This window comes from Streptomyces amakusaensis (assembly GCF_039532665.1).
Lineage (GTDB): Bacteria > Actinomycetota > Actinomycetes > Streptomycetales > Streptomycetaceae > Streptomyces > Streptomyces amakusaensis.
In genome coordinates this window covers 73,115-97,598 of record NZ_BAAASB010000014.1, presented here as the reverse complement: position 1 = coordinate 97,598, position 24,484 = coordinate 73,115, and the positions used below count along the sequence as shown (strand labels likewise).

Genomic DNA, 24,484 nt, shown 5'->3' with positions numbered 1-24,484 from the left:
GGGAAGGCCGGACTCAGGGCCCGGCGGGCACGTGGTCGGCCAGGAGGCGGTCCGCGATCTCCCGGGCCATGTCGCCCGGGCTGCGCGAGCTGCTGTCGAGCACCATGAGCCGGTCGTGGCGCCGGCCCATCCCGTGCAGGTGGAAGGCGTGGAACCGCTCGGTGAACGCGGTGTCGTGGACGGTGCGTTCGTCGCGGGCGTCGATGTGGTCCCGGCCGAGGCCGATGCGTGCGGCCCGCGCCTGGGGCGAGGCGTGCAGGAAGACGGCGAGGTCGAACCGTGCGAAGGCCCGGGGCCACCGCAGAGCGAGGGCCGCCGCGAGGTAGGGCCCTCCGGCCATCCCGAACGCCACCGTCCGGTCGCCGTAGCTGTCCTGGACGATCACCCGGCCCCGCGGGCGCGGGGGAAGGAGCCGGACGAACAGGCTGTCCAGCAGGAACCCGCCGAACACGTAGGCGGTGGTCGTCCACCAGCTGTCGGGCTGCCGGGCCGAGGACAGCTGGCGCAGCAGAGGCTGGAGAGGATGGAGCCCGGCGAGCATGCCCCGGTGACGGACGGCCGGGACGCCCCGGTGTTCCAGCTCGGCCACCAGCGCCCGCACCAGCGTGGTCTTGCCGGCCATGTCGACACCGTCGACGAGGACCCGCAGCTCCAGCGCCCGCTGCACGGACCGACTGGCGGGAGAAGAGTCGAGGGGACAAGCAGGGATCACGGTCGTGTCCTTCCGGTACTGCTGCGCACGTGAGCGGGCCATGAGCAGGGGGAATCACCGAAACGCAGACGGCTGGGAGCGACGGGCAGGACCGGGGCGCCGCGGCAACGGCCCGGCGAGCAGCTGCCGTGCCGTCCACGCCGCCGGAGGCGATGAGCACGGCCCGCGAGGGCCGGTCGCCGAGGTCATCCAGGTCTCCTTCGCCGTATCGGGTCGCACGGGAAACCCGGTCGGCTTCCGGCGCTCGGGGAGGGGCCGCCCGTCGCCGGGCCCAGGGTGTGAGCCGCCGGGCCCGGAGGGCGCGGACGGGGCATCAGCCCGGCGGCTGCCGGGGGCGGGTGCCCCGGGCCGCTCAGGCGAATCGAGTGTGCGTTCAACTCTCCAGTCATGTCTACGAATTACGGGTAGTCCCGGCGGTAGTCCCGCCCGGCACAACCGACACGCCGGCCTGTCCTCCGGTGGGACGATGACAGCGTGGAGACCACCACTCACCCGCTGGCCCTGGCCCGCCTGTCCGCGGGCATGACCCAGGTCGAACTCGCGGCCCGGATCCGTGCCGCCGCCGCGCGCCGGGGCCTGCGCTCGGGAACGGACAAGACACGCGTACGGAAATGGGAGGTGTGCGGGGTCGTCCCCGACGCGGAGACACAGGTCTACATCGCCGAAGCCCTCGGCATACCGGCCCACGCCGTCACTCCGAAAGCGTGGCCCGCCTGGCTCCCCCCGGCCGTGGTCCCCCTCGGCCCCGCCAACACCATTCCCGCCCTGCGAGAGGCTCTGAGAACAGTGGACCGCCGCTCCTTCCTCACCACCATCCCGCCCGCCGCCGTCACCGCGCTCGCCGGCGACTGGGCGCATGCCGACGCCCGCGCCCCCCTCGCCCAGGACGGAAAGCCCGTCGGCGACGACTTCGTCGCACTGCTGGAAGACGGCGCCCGCCGTCTCACCGCACTGGTCACCGAACAGCGCCAGCACACCGGCGTGCTGCTGGACGCCCACCTGACGGCCGTGACCGACCTGATCGCCCACGGCCGCTACCCCGCACGCCTGGGGCGACGCCTCCACACCCTCGCCGCATCCCTGGCCCAGACAGCCGGCTGGCACCGCTTCGACCACGGCCGCCACCACGACGCGGCCCTCTACTGGGTCGCGGGCCTCCACAGCGCCCACACCGCGGGCGACCGGGATCTCGGCGCCGCCCTCCTCGGCGACCTCGCCTACGACGCGGCCTGGCGCCGCGACCACGCCACCGCCGCCGCCGTCCTGCGCCACGCCCTGACCCGGGCCGAACACCCCGCCGCCCGCGCCCTCCTCCACCTCCGCCTCGCCCGCGCCCTGGCCCCCCAGGGCGAGAAGCGCGAAACCCTTCGAACCCTGCAGGCCGCCGAGCATCTCCTCAACGCCGCGGCAGCCCACCCCCGGCCCGCCTTCTGCACCTGGCTCTCCGAGGCCGACCTCGCCGTCGATTCGGGACAGGCACTGCTCGATCTCGGCGACACCGAGCGCGCCCACCGGCTCATCAAGGAGGGCCAAACGCTGCTCCCGGACAGCAGATCGAAGACGAACGGCGTCTTCCTCGCCTACCGGGCCCGGTCCGACCTCGGACGCGGGGAACCCGAACACGCCGCGGCAGCAGCCCGCCAGTCCCTCGTCCTCGCCCGCAAGATCGGCGCCCCACGCTGCGAACAGCTCGTCAAGGACCTGCTCCCCGCCTTCGCCCCGTACCGCAGCGCCGACGGCGTGCCCGAGCTCCTCCACCTCGCCCGCGCCACCTGACCAGCGACCGCCCCGACCAGGACCAGACAACACCGGACCAGCGGACACGCACAGCCCCACCACCCCGGCCAGCACGGCGTCCATGACCATCCCCCTCTCTTCCCAACAGCGAGGACCGCGCGGCCGTGACCGGCGACGAAGCCGGTCCGCCACCGGTCACCGAGCAGAGCCCCACGCCCCCGGCCCCGGGGTGCACCCATGCGGACAACGGGCCAGGCCAGCCGCCTCCAGAGCGGTTCTGCCGCCCGGCCGGAGCACTCACAGGAAACCTCCCGACCCAGCCCGGCGGGAGGGCACACGAGGGGGCATACACATCGCAGAGAAGCTGCGCTCCATGCGCCCCTGCCCCTACGCTCGAAACCCGGACGGGGAAACGACCGACCACCGGGGCGCCGCCTCGTGAGAGGGGTCCGAGATGCCCGCGGACTACCGCCGGATGCCACCAGGTCATCTGGTCGATGGACCCGGTGGTGACGTCGAAGGACAGCAGCGTCGCCGGGGCCAGCAGCTGGATGCCCTGGAAGGGGGTGTCCACCCCGGCCGGGGTCTCGATCGCGGTGACCTCCGGCCGCAGGACCAGCGGAGCGGGCCCGTAACCGGTCAGCGTGCTCACCTCGGAGGCGAACGCCAGCCGGCCGCCGTCCAGACGCCAGTAGAGCGGCTTCTCCCCCAGACGGTCCCGGGCGAGGAACAGCGTGGTGAGGCGGGGGTCGTAGACCGCCAGGGCGAACATGCCGTCCAGCCCGTCCAGACATGACGGTCCGATCTTCGCCCAGGCCCGCAGCACGAGGTGGGCGTCCGGCTCCCGCTCGCCGATCTCAATGCCCCAGGCCCTCGCCTGGGACCGCCAGTTGTAGATCTCCCCGTTGAAGGCCAGCAGCAGCACCGTGTCCTGGTCCAGGTAAGGGCCCGGGACCGCTTTCGGGTCGACGATCAGCAGGGTGTTCATGGCCAGCACCGCCCGTCCGTCCCAGCCGGTGAGGTGCAGGGTGCCGTCCGGGCCCCGGTAGTGCTGTGCGCCGCCCATCGCGGCGACGGTCTTCCGGTGCCGGACGGCGTCGCCTCCGGCCAGTCCTGCGATTCCGCACATCTGGTTCACCCCCGAGCGTGACGTCGTGGAGCCTTGGCGGCGGCCGCCGCCGGGGGCCTGTCGGCGTCCCCGGCGGTGGCCTGTGACCCCATCAGACCGGCCGGCGGCCACCGCCGGGCAGGGCTCGCAGGGGGGGGGCCCACAACTCGCGAACCGGGTTCACCCAGGGTCCACGGGGCAATACCCTCGGTGGCTGAAGATGCGGGGAAGCGTGCGGCTCTCCGTGCCCAGCCGGAACGCGGACGACGCGGACCGGCCCCGCGATGGTTCCTCACCGGCAGCCCCGGCTGCCGGTCTGGTGGAAGAGGGGGTTCGGATGGCGTCGACCAGCCGTCGCAAACGTCCGCCCAACGCGGACCTGGCCCGTCTCATCGAGACCTGCGGAGCGAGCAACAAGTCCCTGGCCCTTCGGGTCAACCAACTCGCCCAGCAGGCCGGGATCGAAACGGACTACTCGCACACCTCCATCGCGAACTGGTGCCGGCGGGGCATGATCCCCAAATGGCCGATGCCCATGTTCCTCTCGCAGGCGATCGGAGAACGCCTCGGCCGGCCGTTGACCCTCGCCGACATCGGAATGGGGGACGCGCAGACACCGGACGCCGATGCGGGGTTGGATTTCCCCAGGGACCGTGGTGATGCGGTCCGAGTGGCCACGTCATTCTGGAGTTTCGTGAACCGCCGCGACTTCCTGACCGGATCCGGCTTCGCCGCATCCGCGTTCACCACCCCCGTGACCCGCTGGCTGGTCACCCCCGCCGACGAAGCCGCCGACCACCAGGGCGGCAAACAGGTCGGCCGGGCCGACCTGGACGAGCTGCGAGACGCGGCCGAGGACGCCCGCCGATGGGACTCCAAATACGGTGGCGGGAACTGGAAAGCCAACTCCGTCACCGTCTGCCTCCAGGAAAGGGCAGCCCCGCTGCTGCGGGGCTCCTTCACCGACACGGTCGGCCGTGACCTGTTCTCCGTGACCTCAGAGCTGTCACGGCTGGCGGGGTGGACCGCGTTCGACGTCGGCCAGCACGACGTCGCCCAGCGGCACTTCATCCAGGCCCTCCGCCTCGCCCGCGCCGGTGGAGACATCCAGCTCGGCTGCTATGTCCTCACCACCATGGCGATGCAGTCGCTGATGCGGGGCTTCTCCTCCGAGGCCGTCGACATGGCCCAAGGAGCCTTCGAACGGGCCAAAGGCCAGACGGCTCCGAGGGTGCTGGCCTTCACCAAACTGATCGAGGCCCGTGCCCATGCCCGCGAGCGGGACACGAAGGCCGCCTCACGGGCCCTGGCCGCCTCCGAGGACCTCCTCGGCCAGGCGGACGCCGGCAGCGGCCTGGAGCCCGCCTGGATCGACTTCTACCACCACGCCCGCCTGTCCGCGGACGCCGCCGAGGTCTTCCGCGACCTGAAGAACCCGAAGGCGGCCCTGGCCTGGAACCAGCAGGCCGCCGCGATGCAGTCGGGCGCCTTCACCCGTTCCGTCGGAATGCGACTGGCGATCGTGGGAACCGCCCACCTCCAGGCCCGCGACCTCGACCACGGACTCGCGCTCGGCCACCGCTCCGCCGACATCCTCGCCCGCGTCCAGTCCTCCCGGGCCAAGGACTACGTCCGCGAGTTCAACACCGCCCTCGGCCCCTGGCGGCGCGAGCCCGCCGTCCGCGACTTCCTCCACCGCACCCGCCGGGAACTCGGCATCGCCGCGTGACGAAGACCCGCAGCTCAGGTCAGGCCAGAACGGCCAGGCCGGCCGCCTGCGCTGTGCCCGCCCCACGGCTCGCAGGAATCCCGGAAGCTTCGGCCTCGGCTTCCTCCGGCGCGGGCTTGGGGGTGAGGGCGGCCAGAGCCGCCTGAAGCGTCGCCGCTTGAGGGGTCCAGGCGGGCGGGATCGTCAGACTCAGCCGTTCCTTGCCCTCCGGGCCCGTCACGGTCTTCACCGGGTCGCAGTCCACCAGCGGGACCAGACCCATCTCCCAGGCATGTACGAACACCGGACGGCCAGACGGAACCACGGCCAGCAGTTCCCGCCGGGCCACCGGCCCCAGCCTCACCCGCAGCAGGCCGGACTGACTGCGATAGCCGACCAGGACCAGCCCGTCCAGACCCGCGAAGTACGTTTCCCAGTCCCGCTCGTACTCCCGCTGCCCGTCACTCCGGTCCCCGAACACCGTGCTGAACCGCGGGAGCCGGACATCAGCGGGCAGCGCCTTGCGAATCTCCGTGAACCGCCAGCGCCAGCCCTTGCGGTCGGTGATGCCGCTGGGAGCCCCGATATAGACCCTGACCCTGCCACCCGGCTCCCGCCCGGCCTCCAACCTGCCCATGGCCCGGATATAGGCGTCCCGGCGCTGGTCACTCGCGAAGCTCGCCACCGCGGAGGACTCCGCGGACGTGTCACCGTTCATCGTCACGGACGTCATCTTGCCCAGGGACATATCCACAACGTGGGACGCCGCGCATGAGGAGCCCGCCGATCTCCAGCACCAGACACCGGACGAGAAGAATCAAGCCCCACGGGCGGATCGGTTCACCCTGCTGGTCACCCGGAACTGGGGCCTCAAGGCCAGGCAGCATGCCACTGCATTCGGGCGGGAAGGTCTGGTCCCGTCTGCGGCCGTGTCTCAGCGCAGGCGGAGGGCGATCGCGTCGGCGCGGCGCTTCTCGACGGGAGCACCCTGGGCCTTGCCCGGACGGACCTCGGCGGGAACCCCGGGTGACCCCGCGCCTTCGTCATTCACATCGGAAATTTGCCGCATTAGCTTCGCTACCTATGCCGCTTCGGTATTCTCGTGGGGCAGCGATCGCCCTTGTGGGCGACGGAGGCGGGTACCCATTGCACATAGGGCGCCAGATCGCCGCGGGGGCTGGCCAGCGCCGTCCCGCGAGTCACCTCTGACCACCGAGCAAAGGCGCTGCTCAACCTCCGAAACATCAGGACATTTCCACCCTGAGTCGTTGCGCTGGCACCAACTCAGTCCAAGCCGCCATGTGGCCGGACTGAGCCTGCCCGCCCTGTCCGGCCCCTGTTCGAAGGGATTCGGACGTTGGACCACATCACGCTCGGGCTGCTGTCTGTCTTTGGCCTGCTTGGTCTCGTCTTCTGGCTCGGCGGCCGGTTAGCCAGCGAGGTAGCCGAGCTCGCCACCTCGTGGTTGAGGGCGCTGACAGAGATTCGAAGGGCACTCCGCGAGTTCCGCAGCGACGGTCATAGCCAGGCGAGCCGAGCCGGTGAGGTTCTGCCCAGGGACGATGATGAGCAGGCTGTGCAGTAGCCACCGAGCGCGCAAGTATCGGGGTTCGTGTAGCGCATGAGATGGCAGGGGCTCGCTGCCCGCGAGCCCCTGCCCTACGGACATCTGTTCAATGCCGGCATTCTGCTGACGCACCCGGTTCATGACGGTAAGTTGATGGCTGCCGACTTCAGTGACAGTCGGGGTACTGCCGAACGTGCACCGAACCAGGGCCCAGCCAGCGGGCCGCAAGTGGTCAGCTGACACGTTGACGGGGGAGAGCAACCCCCGCCCGCCACGCGGCATGGAAACCACAAACGAAGGAACACCCGCCTCCCGCCCGCCAAGGGAGGTAGAACAAAGTCCCTATCAGGGCACCACCAGAGCCTCCTCAGGGGAGAAGAACGAGTCCCCCTCAGGGGCGCACCGTGAACCGCCGCAAGGCGGCCGTAGGACCAGAGACTGAGTTCGCGCTGGCATGAATCTCAGTCCGCAACCACTCGAATCCATTCGATGTGGGCGGACTGACGCATTCCATGCATCCGCCCTAGAAAGGCGGATGTTTCATGATCAAGCTCTCGGACCAGGCAGCAGTCCTCCTTGCTGTGAGAACCACCGGGCGAACATCGACCTCAGCGGTGGGAGCGATGGCAGTGAGGTGCCACCACTGGCGGAAGCGAGCCGTCAGACGCTCGCGGAAATCGTCTGACGCGAGCTACTGTGGATACATGGTTGAGGGCGAGAGCGTCCCGGGATCGACCGCAGGCTTCGAAGGCGAGGTAGCGCACTCTGACGCTACGGGCTGGACCCGCAGGTTTCAGGGACAGCTTGAGGAATTGTTCAACGACCTCCTCAAGAGTGGTGTGAGTGCCGATGGCCGTATCGACTTTGTCTGGAGCCGCCCCAGACTCCCCGGCCGTCTTGGAGAAGGCATTTATTTCGGCAATGGGGATAAGGGCTGGGTTGTTGAGCTGAAGCCTCTTTCTGAGGCCGACCTGCGTCTGGAAGTTCCGGACGACCTGAGCGGGTCCTCTCCCGGATCGGACGAGCGTCAGCCCGCTTTGCCCGGCCTTGACGATCTTGAGGCACCGGAGATGGGGCCATCGGACAGGGCCTTCCTGGTGAGTGCAGCGATGCTCCACGAGGTCGATGTTGAGAAGCTCAACAGCCTGCACAGCCGGATCACGGAGATGCTGTCTGCCACCGAGGTTTCGATCAGGGCTCTGAGGAACCCCGGGAAGGTTCTGGGCGAGCTGGCGGAAAAGGGCGAAATCGCCCGTGTCACCAACCACGGCAAGATTGTGGGGTGGCTGGTGCCGGCGACGGAGGCCGAGCAGCACCTCGACGACCTGCTGAAGCAGGGGCGCCTGCGGCGCGGGACGCCCGCTCCGATCGAGCCGATCGACATCGAGGGCCTGGAGAGGCCGCTGAGCGAGGCCCTGGCCGACGCGCGCGATGGGGAGCGCACGTGATTTATCTGGACTCCTGCGCACTGGTCAAGCTGATCGTCCGGGAGAAAGAGACCGACGCCCTGGCCTCCTTCCTCGAAGAGCACCCCCAGCAGCGGCAGGTCACCTCGGAACTCGCCATGACCGAGGTCATGCGAGTCATCCGGCGGGGCCGTTGCGGCCCTCAAGGGCAGGCTCTTCTGGACGAGCCGACGTTCACCCGGCTACTGACGGCTGCCGAGAAGCGCCTCAACGCGACGGACCAGGTGACTCTCGACAGCGCTGTCCTCAAAGCAGCCGGGGCCCTGGAGGAGTTCAACATCAAATCACTGGACGCCATCCACCTCGCGAGCGCCATGCTCCTCGGACCAGCTCTGACCAGCTTCGTCACCTATGACGAGAAACTCCGCGGTCACGCGGAGAACCGCGGGCTCCAGGCGCTCTCACCGTCCTGACCAGGGACAGACTCTGGCGCCAACGTGCCAACCGGCCGATCAAGCAGCTGGACGAAGCAAGTACTCATGGCCGCTCACCCGGCAAATGAGGTGAGTCGGCGCCCGAGAGTATTTCTGTTTGCCGAGAATTAAGGAACGCGCCCGCACCGCCGCCACCGAAGCCATCGCCCACTACCAGGCCACACCCGGCCCGACCCGCGCGCCGACCCGGCTCGCCATCGCCCAGCTCCACCTCGCCACGGCCCAGACAGCGCTCGGCGAACCCGAAGCAGCCATCGCCACCGCCCGCCAGGCCCTCACCGGCGACCGGACCGTCCAGTCCGTCCGCGGGCGCGCCCGGGAACTCGACGCCCACCTGCACCGGCACCACCCCGGCCTCCGTCTGGTCAGGGACTTCACCGAGGAGATTCGCGCCCTCGGCGTCTGACATGGCCGCCGCCCGCACCGCAACCCGCCGTGCCGGCCACACGGCATGCCCAGGGGCGGGAGTCCGAGGGGATTGGCTGCTGCCGGATCCGGGGAGTGAAGGGCCATGGCTCCAACAGAAGAACGGGTCCACGAGGATGCGTCCGATCGGATGTCGCACGCGCAGTACGGGGGATCGCGTACGGACGCGGCACTGTGGGCGGGCGTCTCCGTCCTGATCACGGACACCTACGGCAGGATCCTCCTGCAGTCCGTCGACTACCGGGACGTCAAGCTCCTGCCCGGCGGGGCCGTCGACCCTGGCGAGCCGCCGTCCCACGCGGCCAGGCGCGAGCTCCTGGAGGAACTCGGGATCGACCAGCCGGTGACCCGAGGGCTCGCCGTCGACTGGCTGCCGTCCACCACCCCCGGCTTCCACCCGGACACCCGATTCCCCGGGGAGATCCTCCACGTCTACGACGGCGGCACCTGGAACGCCGACCGCATCGCGGCGATCCGCCTCCCCGACAGCGAGATCACCGCCGCCCACTGGATCGAACCCGCCGAGCTGAACCGCCACATGGAACCGGGCGACGCCCGCCGGGCCCTGTCCGCCCTCCGCGCCCGGATCGACGGAACGACCGCCCTGCTGGAAGACGGCACGCCGACCGCACCCGGGGTCCTGGATCGGCTGGAAGTCCTCCGCACCGTCCGCAAGCCCCAGCGCTGGCCATGGAGAGACAGTCCCGTGCCGCCCGGACTGCCCCCGACGCAGAGCTGGGGCTGGCTCTTCGCCCTGGACGGCCGCGCACTCGTCCTCATCGGCCGCGACACGGGATCCGCCTGCCTGCCCGGCGGAACCCTGGAGCCCGGCGACGGCGGTGATCCGGCGGCGGCGCTCCGCAGGGAAGCCCGCGAGGAGGCCCACGTAGAGACCGGCGAACTGATCGGCCTCGGCCACCTCCACGACGACGGCGCCCCCGGCGGCCTGCCCCGGGCCCGGATCCGGATGGCCGGACGGATCACGTCCGTTGGTCCCGAGCGCCGCGACCCGGTATCCGGTCACGCCTACGCCCGCCTCCTGGCCACACCCGAACAGATCCGAGAGCTCTTCGACTGGGGACCCGAAGGCGACCGCCAGCTCGCCGCCGTTCACCGCGCCCGCGCACAGCTCCAACTGCCTGCAGCAGCACGGCAACCGGTCACCGAATTCCCTTCGGGCGGCGGCTGGCTGTAGCGGCTCAGGCTTCCTTTCCGTGCCGCCGGTGCGCGTGGGCACCCCCTGCACCGCCCGGTCTTCACCCCGGGCCGGATCCGCTGGTTCGCCGAGCGCTTCGACCTGATCGACGTCACGAGCGCTGAAGCCCGCGCCGTCCAGGTCAACGTCCTGGCCATCGCGCCGGGCACAGTCGTCGTCGCCCAGGGGTCCGACCGTATCGCCGCCGAACTCGCCGCCCGCGGCATCGAGGTCCTCACCGTCGAGTACTCCGAAGTCACGAAGATCCCCGGCTCCCTGCGCTGCACCACCCTCCCGCTCCACCGCACCTGACCCCACCCCACGCCATACCGGCGTCCGGCCCGCCGCCCCGGGCCGGCCCCGGCACGCCCCTGTGCCCGCCTCCGCGCCGGGCCACCCGCCCGTTCTCTTTCCCGTGTGGAGGAACTCTTCCCGTGGAGCCCATTCCGCCGTCGATCGGCACCGTGCCGCCGCTGCCCGCACACACGCTGCTGCTGTTCCTGCTCCAGACCGGCGTCCTGCTCAGCCTCGCCCTCGTCCTCGGCCGTCTCGCCCGCCGGGCCCGGCTGCCGGGCGTCGTGGGGGAGCTCACCGCGGGCGTCCTCCTCGGACCCACCGTCCTCGCCGCCCTCGCCCCCGGCCTCTCCGCCCGGCTCTTCCCGCCCGACGCCGGGCAGATGCACCTGCTGGACGCCGTCGGCCAGCTCGGCGTCCTCCTCCTCGTCGGCTTCACCGGCATGCACCTCGACCTCACCCTCGCCCGCCGCAACGCCAAGGCCACGGCGGCCGTGAGCGCCGCCGCGCTGCTCTTCCCCCTCGCCCTCGGCTACGCGCTGGGACGGGTCCTGCCCGCCGGACTGCGGCCCCCCGGCGCCGACCCCACGGTCTTCGCCATGTTCCTCGGCGTCGCCCTGTGCGTCAGCTCGATCCCCGTCATCGCCCGGGTCCTGGGGGACATGGACCTCCTGCACCGGCCCGTCGGACAGATGATCCTCGTCGTCGCCACCGTCGACGACGCGGTGGGCTGGCTCCTCGTCTCGATCGTGACCGCCCTCGCCGTCACCGGCCCCGGCGAGATCGCCACCCCCCTGGTGCACCTCGCCGTCCTCCTCCTGGCCGCCCTCACCGCCGGCCGCTGGACCATACGGCGGGTCATGCGGTGGGCCGCCCGCGACGGCACCGGGGCCCCGGCGGTCACCGCCGTCGTCGTCCTCGTCGTCCTGTTCTCGGCGGGCGCCCAGGCCCTCGGCTTCGAACCGGTCCTCGGCGCGTTCCTGTGCGGGGTCCTCATCCGCACCACCAGCCCCGACCCGGCCACCCAGGCCCGGCGGCTCGACCCCCTCGACACGACCGTGCTGGCGTTCCTGGCCCCGCTGTTCTTCGCCCTCGCCGGGCTGCGGATCGACCTCACCGCCCTCGCCCAGCCCACCACCGCGCTGTGGGCGGGGGCCGCGCTGGCCGTCGCCGTGACGGCCAAGTTCCTCGGCGCGTTCACCGGCGGTGCCCTCGCCGGGCTCGGCCGCTGGGAATCCCTCGCCGTCGGCGCCGGGATCAACGCCCGCGGCGTCGTCCAGATCGTCGTCGCCGTCGTCGGCGTCCGCGCCGGACTCCTCACCACCGAGCTCTACAGCATCATCGTCCTCATCGCCATCACCACCCCGCTGATGGCGCCCCCATCCTCAAGGCCGCGATGAAGCGCCTCGACCCGGGGGCGGGCCCGCGCGACGGACACGCCCGCCCGGAGGGAAACATCCCTACGGACCCCGCCGCCGGGGTACCGGCGCTCGATGGGGATGCCCCGGTCGCGCGGCCCGCCCCGTGACCGGGAGCACGGCCGGCCACCGGCCCTGCTCGGATGTACCGGCGCTCGGCGGCGGCCAGGGACCGGGCGATCGCGTGCCCGGGCCGTTCCGCCCGCACCAGGAGGGGTGAGGGCGTCTTCAGGCCGGCTCGTCGAGGAGGCCGAAGCCTTCCGGGAACCCTTCGAGGAACTCCCGCCGCGCGGGGTCGGACTCGGCTTCGGCCATCGCCGCGAGCAGGGGGGCCAGCTCGCCGCGCTGCTCGCCCGACAGCCCGCTGACCAGGTGGGCGACGTTCTCCATGACCTTGACGGCATCGTCCTGGTCCATCTGCTCCTCGTCGCTGCCCTCGATGAACCACAGGACATCGACCAGAGCCTGCGCGAGGGCGTGGGTCAGCGACGGATGGACGGTCATGGCGGGGACTCCCAGCAGGTCACGGCAGTGGAACAGCCCCGCCATCGCATCACACCCGGCCGGCGCCATGCTCCACCGGCCTGCCGCCCGGGGGCCGGTCCGACGACCGTGCGGGGCCGATGCCGCCCGTCGCGTCTAGAAGTCGTCGGGCGGCCTGTTCGCGGCCAGGCGCGCGAGGCGCGCGGTCAGCCGCTGGCTGTCCAGATTCCGGGCCGCATCCACGGCCTTGCGGCTCAGTTCCGAGTGCTCGGCCGCATTCCCCCGCAGCCGGGCCAACTCGGCGCCGGTGATCAGCAGCTCCACACTGTCGCGCCGCCGGTCCCCGGGCAGGTCGAGGGCTTCCTTCAGCGCCTGTGTCCCGGGACCGGCGAGCCCGGCGACCGCGCACGCCCACGCCGCCTGCGTCTCCAGCTCGGGCCGGTCGAACCAGGCGATCCACCGCGGCTCCGCGCCCGCTCCGGCACGGCGGAAACAGTCCCGGGCCCGGCCCACCGCTGCCAGAGTCTGCTCCGCGTCCCCGTTGAACGCCCACGCCCGCGCCTCGGTGACCGCCGCATAGGCCCGCACCAGCGGCGCGGTCCCCTCGGAGGCGAGGACGGCGCTGCGCGCGTGAGTGAGGACATCCCGGCGCTCCCCCTGGGCGGCGGCGAGACGGGCCTGGTGGATGTGGACCCGGGCGATGCGGGCACGGTCGCCCACCGCCTGCGCCAGGCGCATCGCCTGGAGGTCGTAGCGCTGGGCGAGCCCGGGGAGCCGGTCGTCGTACGCCATGCTCGCCATCGCCAGCACCGCGTCCGCCACACTCCCGTACAGCCGCCGCCCCGCCCGCGCCGAAAACTGCCCGTGCAACAGGGGCGTGGCGTGGGTGCTGAGAAACGCGGCGAAGGGACTGCGGAACCGGCCCCCGCCATGCTGCGCGTCGAGCCGACCGTAGAGGTCGGTGTGGTCCTCCAGCAGCTCGATGTCCGCAGCCTGAACCCGGTACCCGCCGCGTCCGGCGATCAGCGCGTCGGGCGGCATGACGAGCGCTTCGCGCGAGGCGGGCGCGAACACCCCCGGCGAAAAAGTGGACTTGACCAGGCTGCGCCGCTTCAGGGCGTCGAGCTCCCACAGCTTCGACAGCATCCGCACCGCATGGGCGAGGTCACGGTACTCCAGCGACACCGCGGCGATGTCCGCCGTGTCCGCCGGCCACCCCAGGCCCTGAGGCGTCACCGGGCGGCGCAGCGCCGCCGAGAGCACGTGGCAGGCGGCCCCGGCGAGCTCGGCGCAGGGGACGGTCTCGGCGCTGCGCCAGCGGGACACGGTGCTCGGGCTCACCGTGTACGGCAGTCCCAATGCCTCGCAGCGCTCCCGGACCCTGCGGGCGAAGCCGCGGACCGACCATCCGACCTCCTCCAGTAACTTGCCCAGCTCCTCGCAGGAGCCGCCGGACCGCGCGCCGGAGCCAGAACGCGTCATCACACCACCATCCGTCGTCGAGCCGGGACTACCGCCGGCACCGGCCCGGCCCGCCGGGGCGCTGGAGCCCCCGGCCGGGCGGAAAAAACCGCGCGGGCCGTCCGCCGCTGCGGGGCTGCGGAACCCGTGCGGGGGAGGGCGCCCGGCGGGCGGCCCTCGGCGGCGGAGGACCCGATTGTGAGATCAACGGCACCGATTCGTAAATGAGTTGGAGGGGGTCCCGGCGGGGGTCCCGTTCGCGGGACCGCTGCGCGCGGGCCGCCGGTGGTGATTGGATGGACGGTGTGACCGAGCTCACCGGACATCGTCTGGCCCGTGCCCGCCAAGCCCGGGGGATGACCCGCGTCGACCTGGCGCAAGCGATCCGCGCGGCGGCCTGGCGCCGGGGTCTGCGCTCCGGCGCGGACAAGCACCGGGTCCGCAAGTGGGAGGTCGACGGGGTCGTCCCCGACGCGGACTCCCAGAGCTACATCGCCGAGGCCCTCAAGATCCCCCAGGAGGCCGTGGACGCCGACTCGTGGCCCCACTGGCTGCCCCCCGTGGCGATCCCGCTGGGCCCCTTCAGCACCGTTCCCGCGCTCCGAGAGGCTCTGACCGTGGACCGACGCGCCCTCCTCCTCACCGTGCCCGCCACCGCCCTCACCGCACTCGCGGCCGACTGGGCCCACGCCGACGCCCACCCCCTCGCCCCCGCCCGGGACGGACAGCCCGTCGGCAGCGAACTCGTCGACGTCCTCGAACACACCGCCGGCCGCCTCACCGCCCTCGTCACCGAGCAGCGCCAGCACACCGCGCCCCTCCTCGACGCGCACCTGACCACCGTGAGCGACCTCATCGCCCACGGCCGCTACACCCGCCCCCTCGGACTGCGCCTGCACACCCTGGCCGCCGGCCTCGCCCAGAGCATCGGCTGGCACCGCTTCGACCTCGGCCGCCACCAGGCCGCCACCGCCTACTGGACCGCCGCCCTCCACAGCGCCCACGCCGCAGGCGACCGCGACCTCGGCGCCGCCGTCCTCGGCGACCTCGCCTACGGCGCCGCCTGGCGCGGCGACCACACCACCGCCGGCGCGATCCTCCACCACGCCCTCGCCCGGGCCGACCACCCCGCCGCCCGCGCCCTCCTCCACCTGCGCCGGGGCCGGGCGCTCGCCACGCAGGGGGAGAAGAAGGAAACCCACCGTCAGTTCGCCGCGGCCGAGCACCAGCTCGGCGCCGCCGCATCCCGGGAACGCCCCGCGTTCTGCACCTGGCTCTCCACCGCAGACCTCGCCATCGACAGCGGGCAGGCACTCGGAGACCTCGGCGACCCCGGGGCCCACCGCCTCATCCGGGAAGGACAGGACCTGCTGCCGGCCGCCCGCGCGAAAACCCGCGGCGTCTTCCTCGCCTACCAGGCGGCATCGCACCTCGACCGGCGCGAACCCGAACACGCGGCCGCAGCCGCCCGGGAATCCCTCACACTCGCCCGGACCATCGGAGCGCCCCGCTGCGTCCAACTCGTCGAAGACCTCGTCCCCCGCTTCACCCTCTACCCTCACGCCGAGGGCGTCCCCGAACTCCTCACCCTCGCCCGGACCGCCTGAACGACAGCCCCGGAGGATGAACCCGCACCGGCACAGCCCCGTGCCCGCCGACACCCGCGCCCGGACACTCACCACGGCCCACTCCCTCCCGCTCGCTCCCCGGACGGCCACCGGCCCCGGACCCCTCAGACAACCCCCCACCCGGACCCACGGGGAGGCACACGAGGGGGCACACGTTTCCGACCACCGGACACCCGTTGCCCAGCCCTCAGGGAGGGCGGGCCGAGCACACAGCAGCGCCGCCGCCCGCAGGACGGGGTACCAGTGACCGGACCACCCCGTACGGACAGAGCCCCCAACCGGCTTCTGGAACAGCTCCTCAACACCGCAGCGATCAGCCGCAAAGCCCTGGCCCAGCGCGTCAACACCCTCAGCGCCCAGGCCGGAACCCCCAGGTCGTACACCCACACCCACGTCACGCACTGGATCCGGGGCAAGCACCCGCGCCCGCCCGCGCCCCTGCTCATAGCGGCCGTGCTCGCCGAGCACCTCGGCCGACCGGTGACCCCGGAAGAGATCGGCATGGGCGCGCCGGACCCCGACGGCGCCGCACTGGGGCTTGAATTCCCCCGGGACCCCGACGACGCCCTCGCCTACGCCGCCCGCTACTGGAGCTCCGTGGAACGCCGCACTCTCCTCGCCACACCCTTCGCCATCAGCGCCTACACCAGCCCCACCGTCCGCTGGCTCGCCAACCCCGCCGACCCCGCCCCCGGGCGGCACGGCGGGGGCCGCCGCGTCGGCCGCGCGGACGTCGAACAGCTGTGGACAGCCGCCGACCGGGCCCGCCAGGCCGACGCCCGCTACGGCGGCGGCGGGAACCCGTCCACCGCCGTCCTCGACTGCCTGAAACACGCGATGCCGCTGCTCCACGGCACCTACACCGCCGAGACGGGCCGCGACCTGTTCGCCGCCACCGCCGAGCTGGCCCGCATCGCCGGCTGGAGCGCGGTGGACAGGGGCGAGCACGCGACCGGACAGCGCCACCTCATCCAGGCCCTGCGCCTCGCGCGGGCCGGCGGCGACGTCGACGCCGGATCGTACGTCCTGTCCACGATGGCACTGCAGAGCTTCCTCCGGGGACACCTCACCGAGGCCGCCGACATGGCCGACGCCGCCTGCGAACGCGCCCGTCACGGCGGCGCCCCCAGAGTTCTCGCCTTCGCCAAGATGGCATCCGCGCACGCGCACGGCCGCGCCGGGGACGCCCGCGCGGCCTCCGCCGCCATCGCCACGGCCGAGAACCTCCTCGACACGATCCACCCCCACACCCGCGACCCCTCCTGGCTCGCCTATCTCGACGCCAACCGGATCGCCTCGGACGCCAGCGAGATCTTCCGCGACCTGGGCCAACCCCGCGCCGCACTGCGCTGGAGCCGCCGGGCGGCACCGATGCCCGCCCGCACCCGCACCCGCTCCGTCGGACTGCGCACCGCCGTCGAGGCCACCGCACACCTCCAGCTCCGCGACCTCGACCACGGCCTCGCCAGCGCGGACAGAGCCCTGACGATCCTGTCCGGCGTCCGCTCCGCCCGCGCCCGCGACTACCTTCGCGACGTCACCGGAGCCCTGCGCCCCTGGACCCGCGAACCACAGGTCGCCGACTTCCTCCACCGGGCCGGCGGCGCCCTCGCACGAACCTGACCCCACCCCGTACGGCACCACGCTCATCCGGGCGTGACACGCCACCGTGAACCGGCCTCCCCGCAGACGGTGTCTCTCACAACCGGGGCCTCCTCGCGGGTGAGCCAATCCCCGGGGCGGACCCGCCCCGGGAACTCAGAAGAACAGGTACGGGTCAGACCGTGAGGTGACCGGCCCCGTCTCCGCAGGGGCCAGGCCGATACGGGTGTAGAACTCGGTACCGAGAATCCGCGTCCGGGTTTCCTCGCCGAGGCGGGACAGAAGGGCGGGCAGCGGCCTCGGCCGGTCCAGCTGACTGCGGTGCGAGCAGATCGCCGCCCATTTCCGTCCCACCTCGGGCGTCACGTCGACCGCCGTGGTGATGTACGCGTCCGGGACCGTCAGCAGGCTCTTCCCCACCCCGGCCAGCAGCGGTCCGAGGTCACCGATACCGGAGTCCGGGTGCGTCGCCGCATACAGCGCGCCCACCGTCCACGGCTCCCCGGCCTCCGGATGGAGGGCACCGAGAGCGGCGGCTTCGACCGCGAGGACGGTGACCTGGTGGGTGCGCCGGTGGTCCGGGTGCCCGGTCATCTGCCCCAGTGCGTCGTGTCCGATGACGATGTCCGGCCGAAATCGCCTGATCTCGGCCACGAGCCGGCCGACCGCATCGTCCAGCGGCACGTCGACCAGCCGGGTACGTCCGGGCGCGGCGGCCGGATTGCGGGCATCGCCGTAGCCGAGCATCCGCGGCGGTCCGGCCCCGAGAACAGCGAGCGCGTCGGCGAGTTCGGCGGCGCGGGGGCTGTCCTCGGCCCAGGTGGCGGTGACGACGGCGCTGCGCGCCCCGCGGTCGGCGTGCCGGGCGAGGACGCCGCCAGCGAGCAGCGATTCGTCGTCGGGGTGGGCGAACACACCCAGCACAGAGAGGGGAGACGGGGAATGGGGTGTGGTCACGGCACGGGGTCCTGTCTCGGAGAAGGGTCCGGACGCGCAGGGACGGGGACGCCGGTGAGGTCCTCGGCCCGGTCCGCGATCAGCGGCGCGAGCCCAGGGTGGATGCCCCGCGCACATGCCTGTAACAGCTGCCCGAGCGCGACCAGTTCCCCGATGCGGCCGTCCGGGGTGTTGAGGACGGCGGCGAACTCGGCCCGGATCCGGGTGGCGACCGCCGGGGCGGGTAGCGAGTATGCGTGAAGGATGCCCAGGTCATAGCCCACGGGAAGTCGCCCCCAGCCCTCCCAGTCCAAGATCGTGAGGACCGGGCTGGTGAGGTTCGCCCAGTGCACGTCGGCGTGTCCGGTGGTCCAGGCGGTGACCCTGATGGGCGGGATGCCGAGGAAGCGCTCGAAGTTGCGGTCGATCCAGCTCTGCCGCACCGCCTCCCGCTCCGTCGGCACGCGCGCGAGGATGCCGAGGGCGGCCTTCAGCTCCGTCCACCAGGCGTCCGGCAGCACAAGGTCCCGGTCGAGGACCGGAGTACCGGAGGTCACGGTCGGGGCGGGGATGTACTCGGTGAGCTCGGCCCGGTAGGCATGGCCGTCGGCGGTCCAGTCGAGCACGTCGTGGACGCGGGGCCGGAGTACCGTGCGTGGCACCAGGGTGTCCGCGAGGGCGGTGCCCTCCCACAGCCGCCCGCCCTGTTTGTCCTCAGGGGCGCTCACCACGCGAAGCCAGCGGTCGTCGGCCTGGCGGGACAAGGTGCGGCCCTTCCACCCCCACACCTCCGTTCCCCGGGCGACCGTGCCGAGGGTTCGCGCGGCCAGGGCGTGGGCGCGCCGCATCCGTACCTCGTCGGCGTGTTCCTCCGGCGCGGTGAACACCGCCACCGCGGCGGCAGCGTTCGCGTTCGCTGGTGTGCTCATGGCCGTGCCCCGGGGGCGGTCGGCCCTGGGCCGGGCCGGTTCCCGGCGGTCACCTGCTCCGCGACCGGCCCCGGACCACCGAGCGGGGGGACGCTGGCCCGGGGCCGGCTGCTGAGGGGGTAGTGGTGGGCCGGAGGATGGTCGATGGGCAGGCCGGGACGCCACAGGGTCAGGCACTGCGCGCTAGGCGTGAACAGCCCGTCCGGGAGGGCGTCGAGAGGGTGCCAGCGCCAGGCGCCGACCTTCTCGCCGGGCTGGTCGGCGGGCTCCCCGGACCAGATGGTGACGAGGGCCGCCACCGTCGCCCGGGGGACGCCGACGGCGGTGTCCAGGAGCAGCCCGAGCAGGTGGACGTCGTCCTCGCAGGCGGTGAGCCCGGTCTCCTCGGCCAGCTCGCGCACCACCGTCCTCTCCAGGGACTCATCAGGCTCGACCGTGCCGCCGGGCAGCTCGTACGTGCCGTGCCGGTGGCGGCCGAGGAGGACACCGTCCGGGCTGTTGAGGATGATGCCGACGCCGAGGGTCGTGTGCGTCACGGGCGGGCGGCCGGTGCGCGGGCGGGAGGTGACCGGGGCCGGGCGGCGGGCCTGAATGAGGGTGCAGGACAGCAGGTCGCCCTCGTCCGGTGAGGTGAGGACGTCGGCGGCGTCGGTGACGAGGCCGTGTTCGGCGAGCAGGGCCTGCCACCGGGCTGGGGTCAGGGCCCACATGGGCGTCGTGAGTTCGCCGCCCCCGGCCAGGGGGAGGATCTGAGGCCGGGCCCGGACCTCCTCGGACGGTGGGTTCCCGGCGGAGTTCGTGTGGAGGACGGAGAACACCAGCCGCCCGCCCGGGCGGAGTGCCGTGGTGAGGGCGGGCAGCAGACGGTGCGGGTCGATGTAGGACAGGGCGTGGACGGCGCAGACCAGGTCGTACGGCTTGCTCTCGCCGCTCAGGTGGGTGACGGCGTCGGCGTGGATCAGCCGCAGACCGGCGACCGTACCGTAGCGGGCGGCGGCGCGCTGATGCTGGGTCGGGGAGGCTTCGACGGCGTCCACCCGTGCGCCGAGGCGCGCGAGATGGGCCGCGTACCGGCCGGTCCCGGAGCCGAGGTCGAGCACCCTCAGCCCGGACACATCCCCGAGCACCTCCGCACCGGGACCGATCTCCCCGTAGCCCCAGCGCAGTCGGGTCACGTCCTCGACCGGAGTGCCGCGCCGGAGGTGATGCGCCCCGTACACGGTCCAGACCTCGCGGACGGCGGACTCCGGCTCCCGCGCGGCCGGCCGACTAGTACCGGACGCCGGGTGTTCGGGCGCCGGTGTGCCGGGGTGGGCGGCGTGGCGGCGGACCAGGTCCAGCGTTGTGGGGCTCATGCGCAGCCGGGGCATCGTCTCCGGCCGGAACCAGCGCAGCATGACGCCCTCGGTCAAATCCAGGGTGTCGGGGTCGCCGTCCCAGCGCCCGGTGAAGATCTGAATCGGCACGGTCGTGGTGCCATCCATCGCCGTGGCGTACTCGACGGCGAAGGGCTCCAGAGGACCGGGGTCGAGGCCGGCTTCCTCCCTCAGTTCCCTGCGGGCGGTGTCCTCCAGGTCCCGGTCACCGGGTTCACGGCCGCCCCCCAGGAGGGACCACGCTCCCGGCTGCCAAATGCCGGGCCGCTGATCGCGAAGATGCAGCAGATACTCCCCTCGGCGGTTGTGGATCAAAGTGGAGGCGTTCGCCGGTGAAGGGGCCTGAGTCATGGATGCACCGCCTGGGGAGAATGGGGAGTGAGGGAAGGCCGGGGCCGGACGGTGGTCAGGGCCAGCCGAGTTCGGTCGAGAGACGGCCGGCGCGGATTCCCTCGATCGCGGCCCGGGTGTAGGGCACGATCGGCTCGGGCAGCGCGTCCAGGGGCCACCAGGCCCAGCTGACACACCGGTCCGGTTCACGGACCACCGCCTCCCCCTCCCAGACACGGGCCCGGTAGACGAAGTGCACACGCGGCAGGCCGCCCAACTGGTCGGGGCAGTGCACGACGTGGACGAGCTCGAGATCCCCGGGCCGGATCCGCAGGCCCGCCTCCTCCCACGCCTCGCGCACCATCGCGCCGGTCGCCGGCTCCCGCTCGCAATGCCCGGCCAGAAAATGATGGACCGACCCGGCGAACGGCGAATCCGGGTGACGCAGCCCCAGCAGCACGCGCCCGTCCCGCTCCAGATAGAGGTGGACGCCGACAATGTGCGGGCGGGTCAGGTTCACCGGAGCGGCCGCAGCACGGGCGACGCTCCGCGGGACCGGGTCAGGCTGCTGCGCCTGGTGGAGGTCGATGGCCCGCTGGGTCCACGGGCACATCGTCAGATACCTCATCGTCGCCGTGTCGAACCAGCGGTACATGATCCCCTCGGTCACGGGCAGCGCGTCGGCGTCGCCGTCCCAGGCACCGAGATAGACCTGGATGCGGCCCTTGGTCCGGCTGTCGGGCGCGAGGGAGTCGACGACGGTGAACGGTGCCAGGTCCGGGACGGTCAGGCCGGTCTCTTCGAGGAGTTCGCGCTCGACGGCCTGGCGCGACGATTCTCCGGGCTCGCGGTTGCCCCCTGGAACACTCCAGGTCCCAGGGTCGCAGATCCATGGCTTGTTGGCGTCGCGCAGGTGCAGCAGATACTGACCGGCCGGATTGACCAGCAGCACCGCGGTGCCAAGAGGTTCAAGGGATTCATCGGACATCGAATACCGCCTTCAGATCGCGGGAGTGTGGACGGGGTGTGGTCACGGACGGCCCTCTTCCGACGCGACCTGGTACCTCTCGGACACGGTCATCGCATTCAGCCGCTGTACGGGCGAGCACCACAGCACCAGGACGGGCACGGCAGACACCACTACCCCTGCGGCGAGCACCGCCGGAACGCTCGTCACAGCGGCCAGCGCTCCGGCGGCGAGCGCGGCGAACGGCCGGGAACCGGTGATCAGCCACGTCCACGTCTGCTGCGCGAGGGCCTGGAGCGCGGGCGGGCAGATCGTCTGCCGGACGGAGCGCTGCGTGCACCCTGCGCACGCCGCCCCGTCCAGGTGCACCGCCCCGGCAGCGGCCAGGACCGCGGTCCAGCCCGGGCCCGGACGGGCCATCAGCAGCGGCGGGTGCGCGAGCGGACACACGGCGAACCCGGCCAGCAGCACTCGCCCCGGCCTGTAACGGGCGACGAGCCGGGGCGCGGCCAGCGCCCCCCAGCGCGGACACCCTCATGCTCACGCCGAGACCGGTCGTCCCCATCTTCAGCGCCGTCGTGAAGCCGTGCCCCGGGGGCGGCGCGGCTGCTGCCCGGCGCGTCACCGGCCGGCTCCTTCCCGGAAGGCGTCCGGCTTCGGCGGGCGCTGGTGACCCGGGGTCACGTCTCCTCCGTCCCGGTCGGCGCTTCGTGGTATCCGGAGGCCTGGAGGGTGAACATTTCGGCGTATTCGCCTCGCTTGTCCATGAGTTCCTGGTGGGTGCCGGATTCGGTGATCTTTCCGCTGTCGAAGACGTAGATGCGGTCGCAGTCGGTGACGGAGGCGAGGCGGTGGGAGATGAGGACGGTGATCTGCCCGGGCCGCCGGGGTCCTTGGAGGACGGACTGGTAGACGGCGTGCTCCGCCTTGGGGTCCATGCTGGCGGTCGGCTCGTCGAGGAGGAGGACGGGCGCGTCCTTGTAGATTCCCCGGGCCACGGCGATCTTCGCCCACTGCCCGGCGGACAGTTGCTGTCCGCCGCGGAAGCGTTTGGACAGCAGGGTGGTCCAGGTGTCGGGGAGGGTGGCGATGACCTGGTCCGCGCCGGAGGCGGTGGCCGCGCGGTGGGCGGCCTCGGGGTCGGCGTCGGTGATGGTGCCGCGCGAGACGGTGATGTTCGCGAGCGCGGTGAAGGGGAAGTGGGCGGGTTGCTGGAGGACCATGGCGACCCGCTGCTGGAGCGAGACGCCGTCGAATTCCTGCGCGTCGGCGCCGTTCCACCGGACCGTGCCCGCGGCGGGGTCATAGAGGCCGGCGAGGAGTTTCGCGCAGGTCGACTTGCCGGAGCCGTTGACCCCGACGAACGCCACCGTCTCGCCGGCCCTCAGGGTCAGGGTCACGCCGTCGAGCGCCGGGGCGTCCTTACCGGGATAGGTGAAGGTGACCTCGTCGAGCCGGATCTCCTCCACCGCCCGCGGGGCCGGACGGCCCCCCGCGCGGGGCAAGAGGGTGCGGCAGTGCGCCTGCACCGCCAGAAGGTCCGACACCCACAGGGCGTTCTCGAACACGAGATGAGCGAGATTGACGAACGTCGTCAAGGACGCGCGGCCGGTCTGGATGGCCAGCACGGCCCCGGCTCCCACGGCGAGCGGAATCCAGCCGTCCAGCAGCATCAGGCACAGCGCCGCGTACGTGAGTCCGGCACCCAGACCGCCGGCGGCCCGCCCGGCGAGAGTGATCCTCGCCGCGCTCAGCCCGAGCCGCGTGTCCTCGGCCGCGACCCGTCCCGCGATGCGGCGGTGCTCGGCCAGCAGCGCCGGCTGCGCGGTGGTCGACCGCAGCTCGGCCGCGGAGTCCTGATCGAGCAGCAGCCACGTGAACACCCTCAGCCGGCGCTGCATCGCGTTCCACCGCATGTAGGAGTGGAAGCGGTCCCGCGCGGACCGTACGGCGGCCGCACCGACCGGGAGGACGGACAGCGGCAGCATGAGGATCAGCACCGGGTGGAGCACGGCGAGGACACTCGCGATGCCGAGAATGTCCAAGGCTGCGGCGGCGAGCGCCACGACGTTGCCGACGATCTGCCGCGCGTAGAAGAGACCCCGGTCGGAGGCGCGGTGGACGGTGTCGTGCCAGTCGGGGTCCTCGACGGCCTCCAGCCGCACCTGCGCGGCCAGGGTGTAGAACTCCGACTCCAGAGCGACCCGGATCTTCGGCGTCAGCTTCGCCTCCGCAGCGGCGACCCCAGCCTCCAGTAAGGCCCGAAGCGACAGCAGACCGGCGACGAGGAGCAGCTGGGGGAGGGCCGCGCGGATCCGGTCGGGGGTCGGCCCGGACCCGAACAGCTCGCGCAGAACACCGACCGAGGCGACCAGACCGAACGCGGCCATGGCCGCCGACACGAGCTGCAGGACGACCACCAGCACGGTGCTGCGGCGGTCGGCCCGCCAGGCCAGAGCGCCGACCTGCCGGACGATCTGCGGCAGCCGGCCGAGGATCTCCCGCACGCTCGCCTTCGCCGACGCCCCGTCGTGGACCGCCCAATAGGCTGTCTCCAGGCCGTCGGTGATGTCCTCGCCGTCGGCGGGCCCGGCCGGCACGCGCGCCGGGGGGAGCTCCAGCCCGGAGGGCGCCTTCCGGGGCGGCGGGACACGCCCCCCGCCGGCCTGTCCGCTGCCGCTGCGCATGCCGGTCATCCGCGCCTCCC

General features: G+C 72.3%; 21 protein-coding genes. 10 read left to right on the top strand and 11 right to left on the bottom strand.

The annotated features are described in order from the left end of the window. Window positions 1-13 precede the first annotated feature (13 nt). Window positions 14-667 (bottom strand): nucleoside/nucleotide kinase family protein, encoded by a 654-nt coding sequence (locus tag ABD371_RS24475; protein ID WP_344480248.1) that lies wholly within the window; start codon window positions 665-667, stop codon window positions 14-16. Window positions 668-1,186: 519 nt separating this feature from the next. Between ABD371_RS24475 and ABD371_RS24470 the strand changes: the two genes are divergently transcribed. Next, window positions 1,187-2,488 (top strand): NsdA family TPR-like regulatory protein, encoded by a 1,302-nt coding sequence (locus tag ABD371_RS24470; RefSeq protein ID WP_344480245.1) that lies wholly within the window; start codon window positions 1,187-1,189, stop codon window positions 2,486-2,488. Here the strand turns inward: ABD371_RS24470 and ABD371_RS24465 are convergent. Next, window positions 2,406-3,578, bottom strand: coding sequence for a class II glutamine amidotransferase domain-containing protein (locus ABD371_RS24465; RefSeq protein ID WP_344480242.1), 1,173 nt, complete (start codon window positions 3,576-3,578; stop codon window positions 2,406-2,408). The genes ABD371_RS24470 and ABD371_RS24465 overlap by 83 nt on opposite strands. A gap of 316 nt (window positions 3,579-3,894) precedes the next feature. On the opposite strand from ABD371_RS24465, the gene ABD371_RS24460 reads away from it, so the two are divergent. Continuing rightward, window positions 3,895-5,286, top strand: coding sequence for an NsdA family TPR-like regulatory protein (locus ABD371_RS24460; RefSeq protein ID WP_344480239.1), 1,392 nt, complete (start codon window positions 3,895-3,897; stop codon window positions 5,284-5,286). A 19-nt stretch (window positions 5,287-5,305) separates the two neighbouring features. Here the strand turns inward: ABD371_RS24460 and ABD371_RS24455 are convergent, their stop codons facing one another. Continuing rightward, entirely contained in the window at window positions 5,306-5,989 is a 684-nt protein-coding gene (locus ABD371_RS24455; protein WP_344480236.1) for a hypothetical protein, read from the bottom strand. A gap of 1,547 nt (window positions 5,990-7,536) precedes the next feature. Here ABD371_RS24455 and ABD371_RS24450 point away from each other — a divergent pair. The 6 genes from ABD371_RS24450 (at window position 7,537) to ABD371_RS24425 (ending at window position 12,047) form a co-directional block, all read left to right on the top strand. Beyond that, complete coding sequence (locus tag ABD371_RS24450; RefSeq protein ID WP_344480233.1) at window positions 7,537-8,280, top strand: hypothetical protein; 744 nt, start codon at window positions 7,537-7,539, stop codon at window positions 8,278-8,280. Then, window positions 8,277-8,711 carry a type II toxin-antitoxin system VapC family toxin gene (locus ABD371_RS24445; protein WP_344480230.1) on the top strand — a complete coding sequence of 145 codons (435 nt, stop codon included), beginning with the start codon at window positions 8,277-8,279 and terminating at the stop codon, window positions 8,709-8,711. The genes ABD371_RS24450 and ABD371_RS24445 overlap by 4 nt, the downstream gene beginning before the upstream one ends. A gap of 118 nt (window positions 8,712-8,829) precedes the next feature. Continuing rightward, complete coding sequence (locus ABD371_RS24440) at window positions 8,830-9,138, top strand: hypothetical protein (RefSeq protein ID WP_344480227.1); 309 nt, start codon at window positions 8,830-8,832, stop codon at window positions 9,136-9,138. Window positions 9,139-9,243: 105 nt separating this feature from the next. Beyond that, entirely contained in the window at window positions 9,244-10,353 is a 1,110-nt protein-coding gene (locus ABD371_RS24435) for an NUDIX hydrolase (RefSeq protein WP_344480224.1), read from the top strand. Window positions 10,354-10,398: 45 nt separating this feature from the next. Beyond that, complete coding sequence (locus tag ABD371_RS24430) at window positions 10,399-10,665, top strand: arginine deiminase family protein (protein WP_344480517.1); 267 nt, start codon at window positions 10,399-10,401, stop codon at window positions 10,663-10,665. A 122-nt stretch (window positions 10,666-10,787) separates the two neighbouring features. Then, window positions 10,788-12,047: a cation:proton antiporter gene (locus tag ABD371_RS24425; RefSeq protein ID WP_344480221.1), complete on the top strand. Its 1,260-nt coding sequence runs from the start codon at window positions 10,788-10,790 to the stop codon at window positions 12,045-12,047. Window positions 12,048-12,293: 246 nt separating this feature from the next. Here ABD371_RS24425 and ABD371_RS24420 read toward each other — a convergent pair whose 3' ends face one another. Beyond that, window positions 12,294-12,614, bottom strand: a complete 321-nt coding sequence (locus ABD371_RS24420; RefSeq protein WP_344480218.1) for a hypothetical protein — start codon at window positions 12,612-12,614, stop codon at window positions 12,294-12,296. Window positions 12,615-12,704: 90 nt separating this feature from the next. Then, window positions 12,705-14,030: an NsdA family TPR-like regulatory protein gene (locus ABD371_RS24415; protein WP_344480215.1), complete on the bottom strand. Its 1,326-nt coding sequence runs from the start codon at window positions 14,028-14,030 to the stop codon at window positions 12,705-12,707. 275 nt (window positions 14,031-14,305) lie between these two features. Here ABD371_RS24415 and ABD371_RS24410 point away from each other — a divergent pair, with 275 nt between their 5' ends. Together ABD371_RS24410 and ABD371_RS24405 are read left to right on the top strand one after the other, a co-directional pair. Beyond that, window positions 14,306-15,616, top strand: a complete 1,311-nt coding sequence (locus ABD371_RS24410; protein ID WP_344480212.1) for a helix-turn-helix domain-containing protein — start codon at window positions 14,306-14,308, stop codon at window positions 15,614-15,616. Window positions 15,617-15,880: 264 nt separating this feature from the next. Next, window positions 15,881-17,260 carry an NsdA family TPR-like regulatory protein gene (locus ABD371_RS24405; RefSeq protein ID WP_344480209.1) on the top strand — a complete coding sequence of 460 codons (1,380 nt, stop codon included), beginning with the start codon at window positions 15,881-15,883 and terminating at the stop codon, window positions 17,258-17,260. Window positions 17,261-17,395: 135 nt separating this feature from the next. Here ABD371_RS24405 and ABD371_RS24400 read toward each other — a convergent pair whose 3' ends face one another. The 6 genes from ABD371_RS24400 to ABD371_RS24375 form a co-directional block, all read right to left on the bottom strand. Beyond that, window positions 17,396-18,196, bottom strand: a complete 801-nt coding sequence (locus ABD371_RS24400) for a PIG-L deacetylase family protein (RefSeq protein ID WP_344480206.1) — start codon at window positions 18,194-18,196, stop codon at window positions 17,396-17,398. Then, on the bottom strand, window positions 18,193-19,104 hold the full coding sequence (locus ABD371_RS24395) for a hypothetical protein (protein WP_344480203.1): 912 nt from the start codon (window positions 19,102-19,104) through the stop codon (window positions 18,193-18,195). Before ABD371_RS24395 ends, ABD371_RS24400 begins: the two co-directional genes overlap by 4 nt. Then, a complete protein-coding gene (locus tag ABD371_RS24390; RefSeq protein ID WP_344480200.1) occupies window positions 19,101-20,831 on the bottom strand; it encodes an NUDIX domain-containing protein in 1,731 nt (576 codons plus the stop codon). Before ABD371_RS24390 ends, ABD371_RS24395 begins: the two co-directional genes overlap by 4 nt. Window positions 20,832-20,886: 55 nt before the next feature. Beyond that, complete coding sequence (locus ABD371_RS24385) at window positions 20,887-21,798, bottom strand: NUDIX hydrolase (RefSeq protein ID WP_344480197.1); 912 nt, start codon at window positions 21,796-21,798, stop codon at window positions 20,887-20,889. A gap of 42 nt (window positions 21,799-21,840) precedes the next feature. Next, a complete protein-coding gene (locus ABD371_RS24380; RefSeq protein ID WP_344480194.1) occupies window positions 21,841-22,248 on the bottom strand; it encodes a hypothetical protein in 408 nt (135 codons plus the stop codon). A 209-nt stretch (window positions 22,249-22,457) separates the two neighbouring features. Beyond that, entirely contained in the window at window positions 22,458-24,473 is a 2,016-nt protein-coding gene (locus ABD371_RS24375) for an ABC transporter ATP-binding protein (RefSeq protein ID WP_344480191.1), read from the bottom strand. Window positions 24,474-24,484: the final 11 nt, after the last annotated feature.

Excerpts from the sequence above, each read along its gene's own strand:
- ABD371_RS24465 (WP_344480242.1), bottom strand. The coding sequence starts at position 3,578 with ATGTGCGGAATCGCAGGACTGGCCGGAGGCGACGCCGTCCGGCACCGG.
- ABD371_RS24450 (WP_344480233.1), top strand. The coding sequence starts at position 7,537 with ATGGTTGAGGGCGAGAGCGTCCCGGGATCGACCGCAGGCTTCGAAGGC.
- ABD371_RS24420 (WP_344480218.1), bottom strand. The coding sequence starts at position 12,614 with ATGGCGGGGCTGTTCCACTGCCGTGACCTGCTGGGAGTCCCCGCCATG.
- ABD371_RS24385 (WP_344480197.1), bottom strand. The coding sequence starts at position 21,798 with ATGTCCGATGAATCCCTTGAACCTCTTGGCACCGCGGTGCTGCTGGTC.
- ABD371_RS24415 (WP_344480215.1), bottom strand. The coding sequence starts at position 14,030 with ATGACGCGTTCTGGCTCCGGCGCGCGGTCCGGCGGCTCCTGCGAGGAG.
- ABD371_RS24390 (WP_344480200.1), bottom strand. The coding sequence starts at position 20,831 with ATGACTCAGGCCCCTTCACCGGCGAACGCCTCCACTTTGATCCACAAC.
- ABD371_RS24435 (WP_344480224.1), top strand. The coding sequence starts at position 9,244 with ATGGCTCCAACAGAAGAACGGGTCCACGAGGATGCGTCCGATCGGATG.
- ABD371_RS24375 (WP_344480191.1), bottom strand. The coding sequence starts at position 24,473 with ATGACCGGCATGCGCAGCGGCAGCGGACAGGCCGGCGGGGGGCGTGTC.
- ABD371_RS24410 (WP_344480212.1), top strand. The coding sequence starts at position 14,306 with ATGGACGGTGTGACCGAGCTCACCGGACATCGTCTGGCCCGTGCCCGC.
- ABD371_RS24395 (WP_344480203.1), bottom strand. The coding sequence starts at position 19,104 with ATGAGCACACCAGCGAACGCGAACGCTGCCGCCGCGGTGGCGGTGTTC.
- ABD371_RS24460 (WP_344480239.1), top strand. The coding sequence starts at position 3,895 with ATGGCGTCGACCAGCCGTCGCAAACGTCCGCCCAACGCGGACCTGGCC.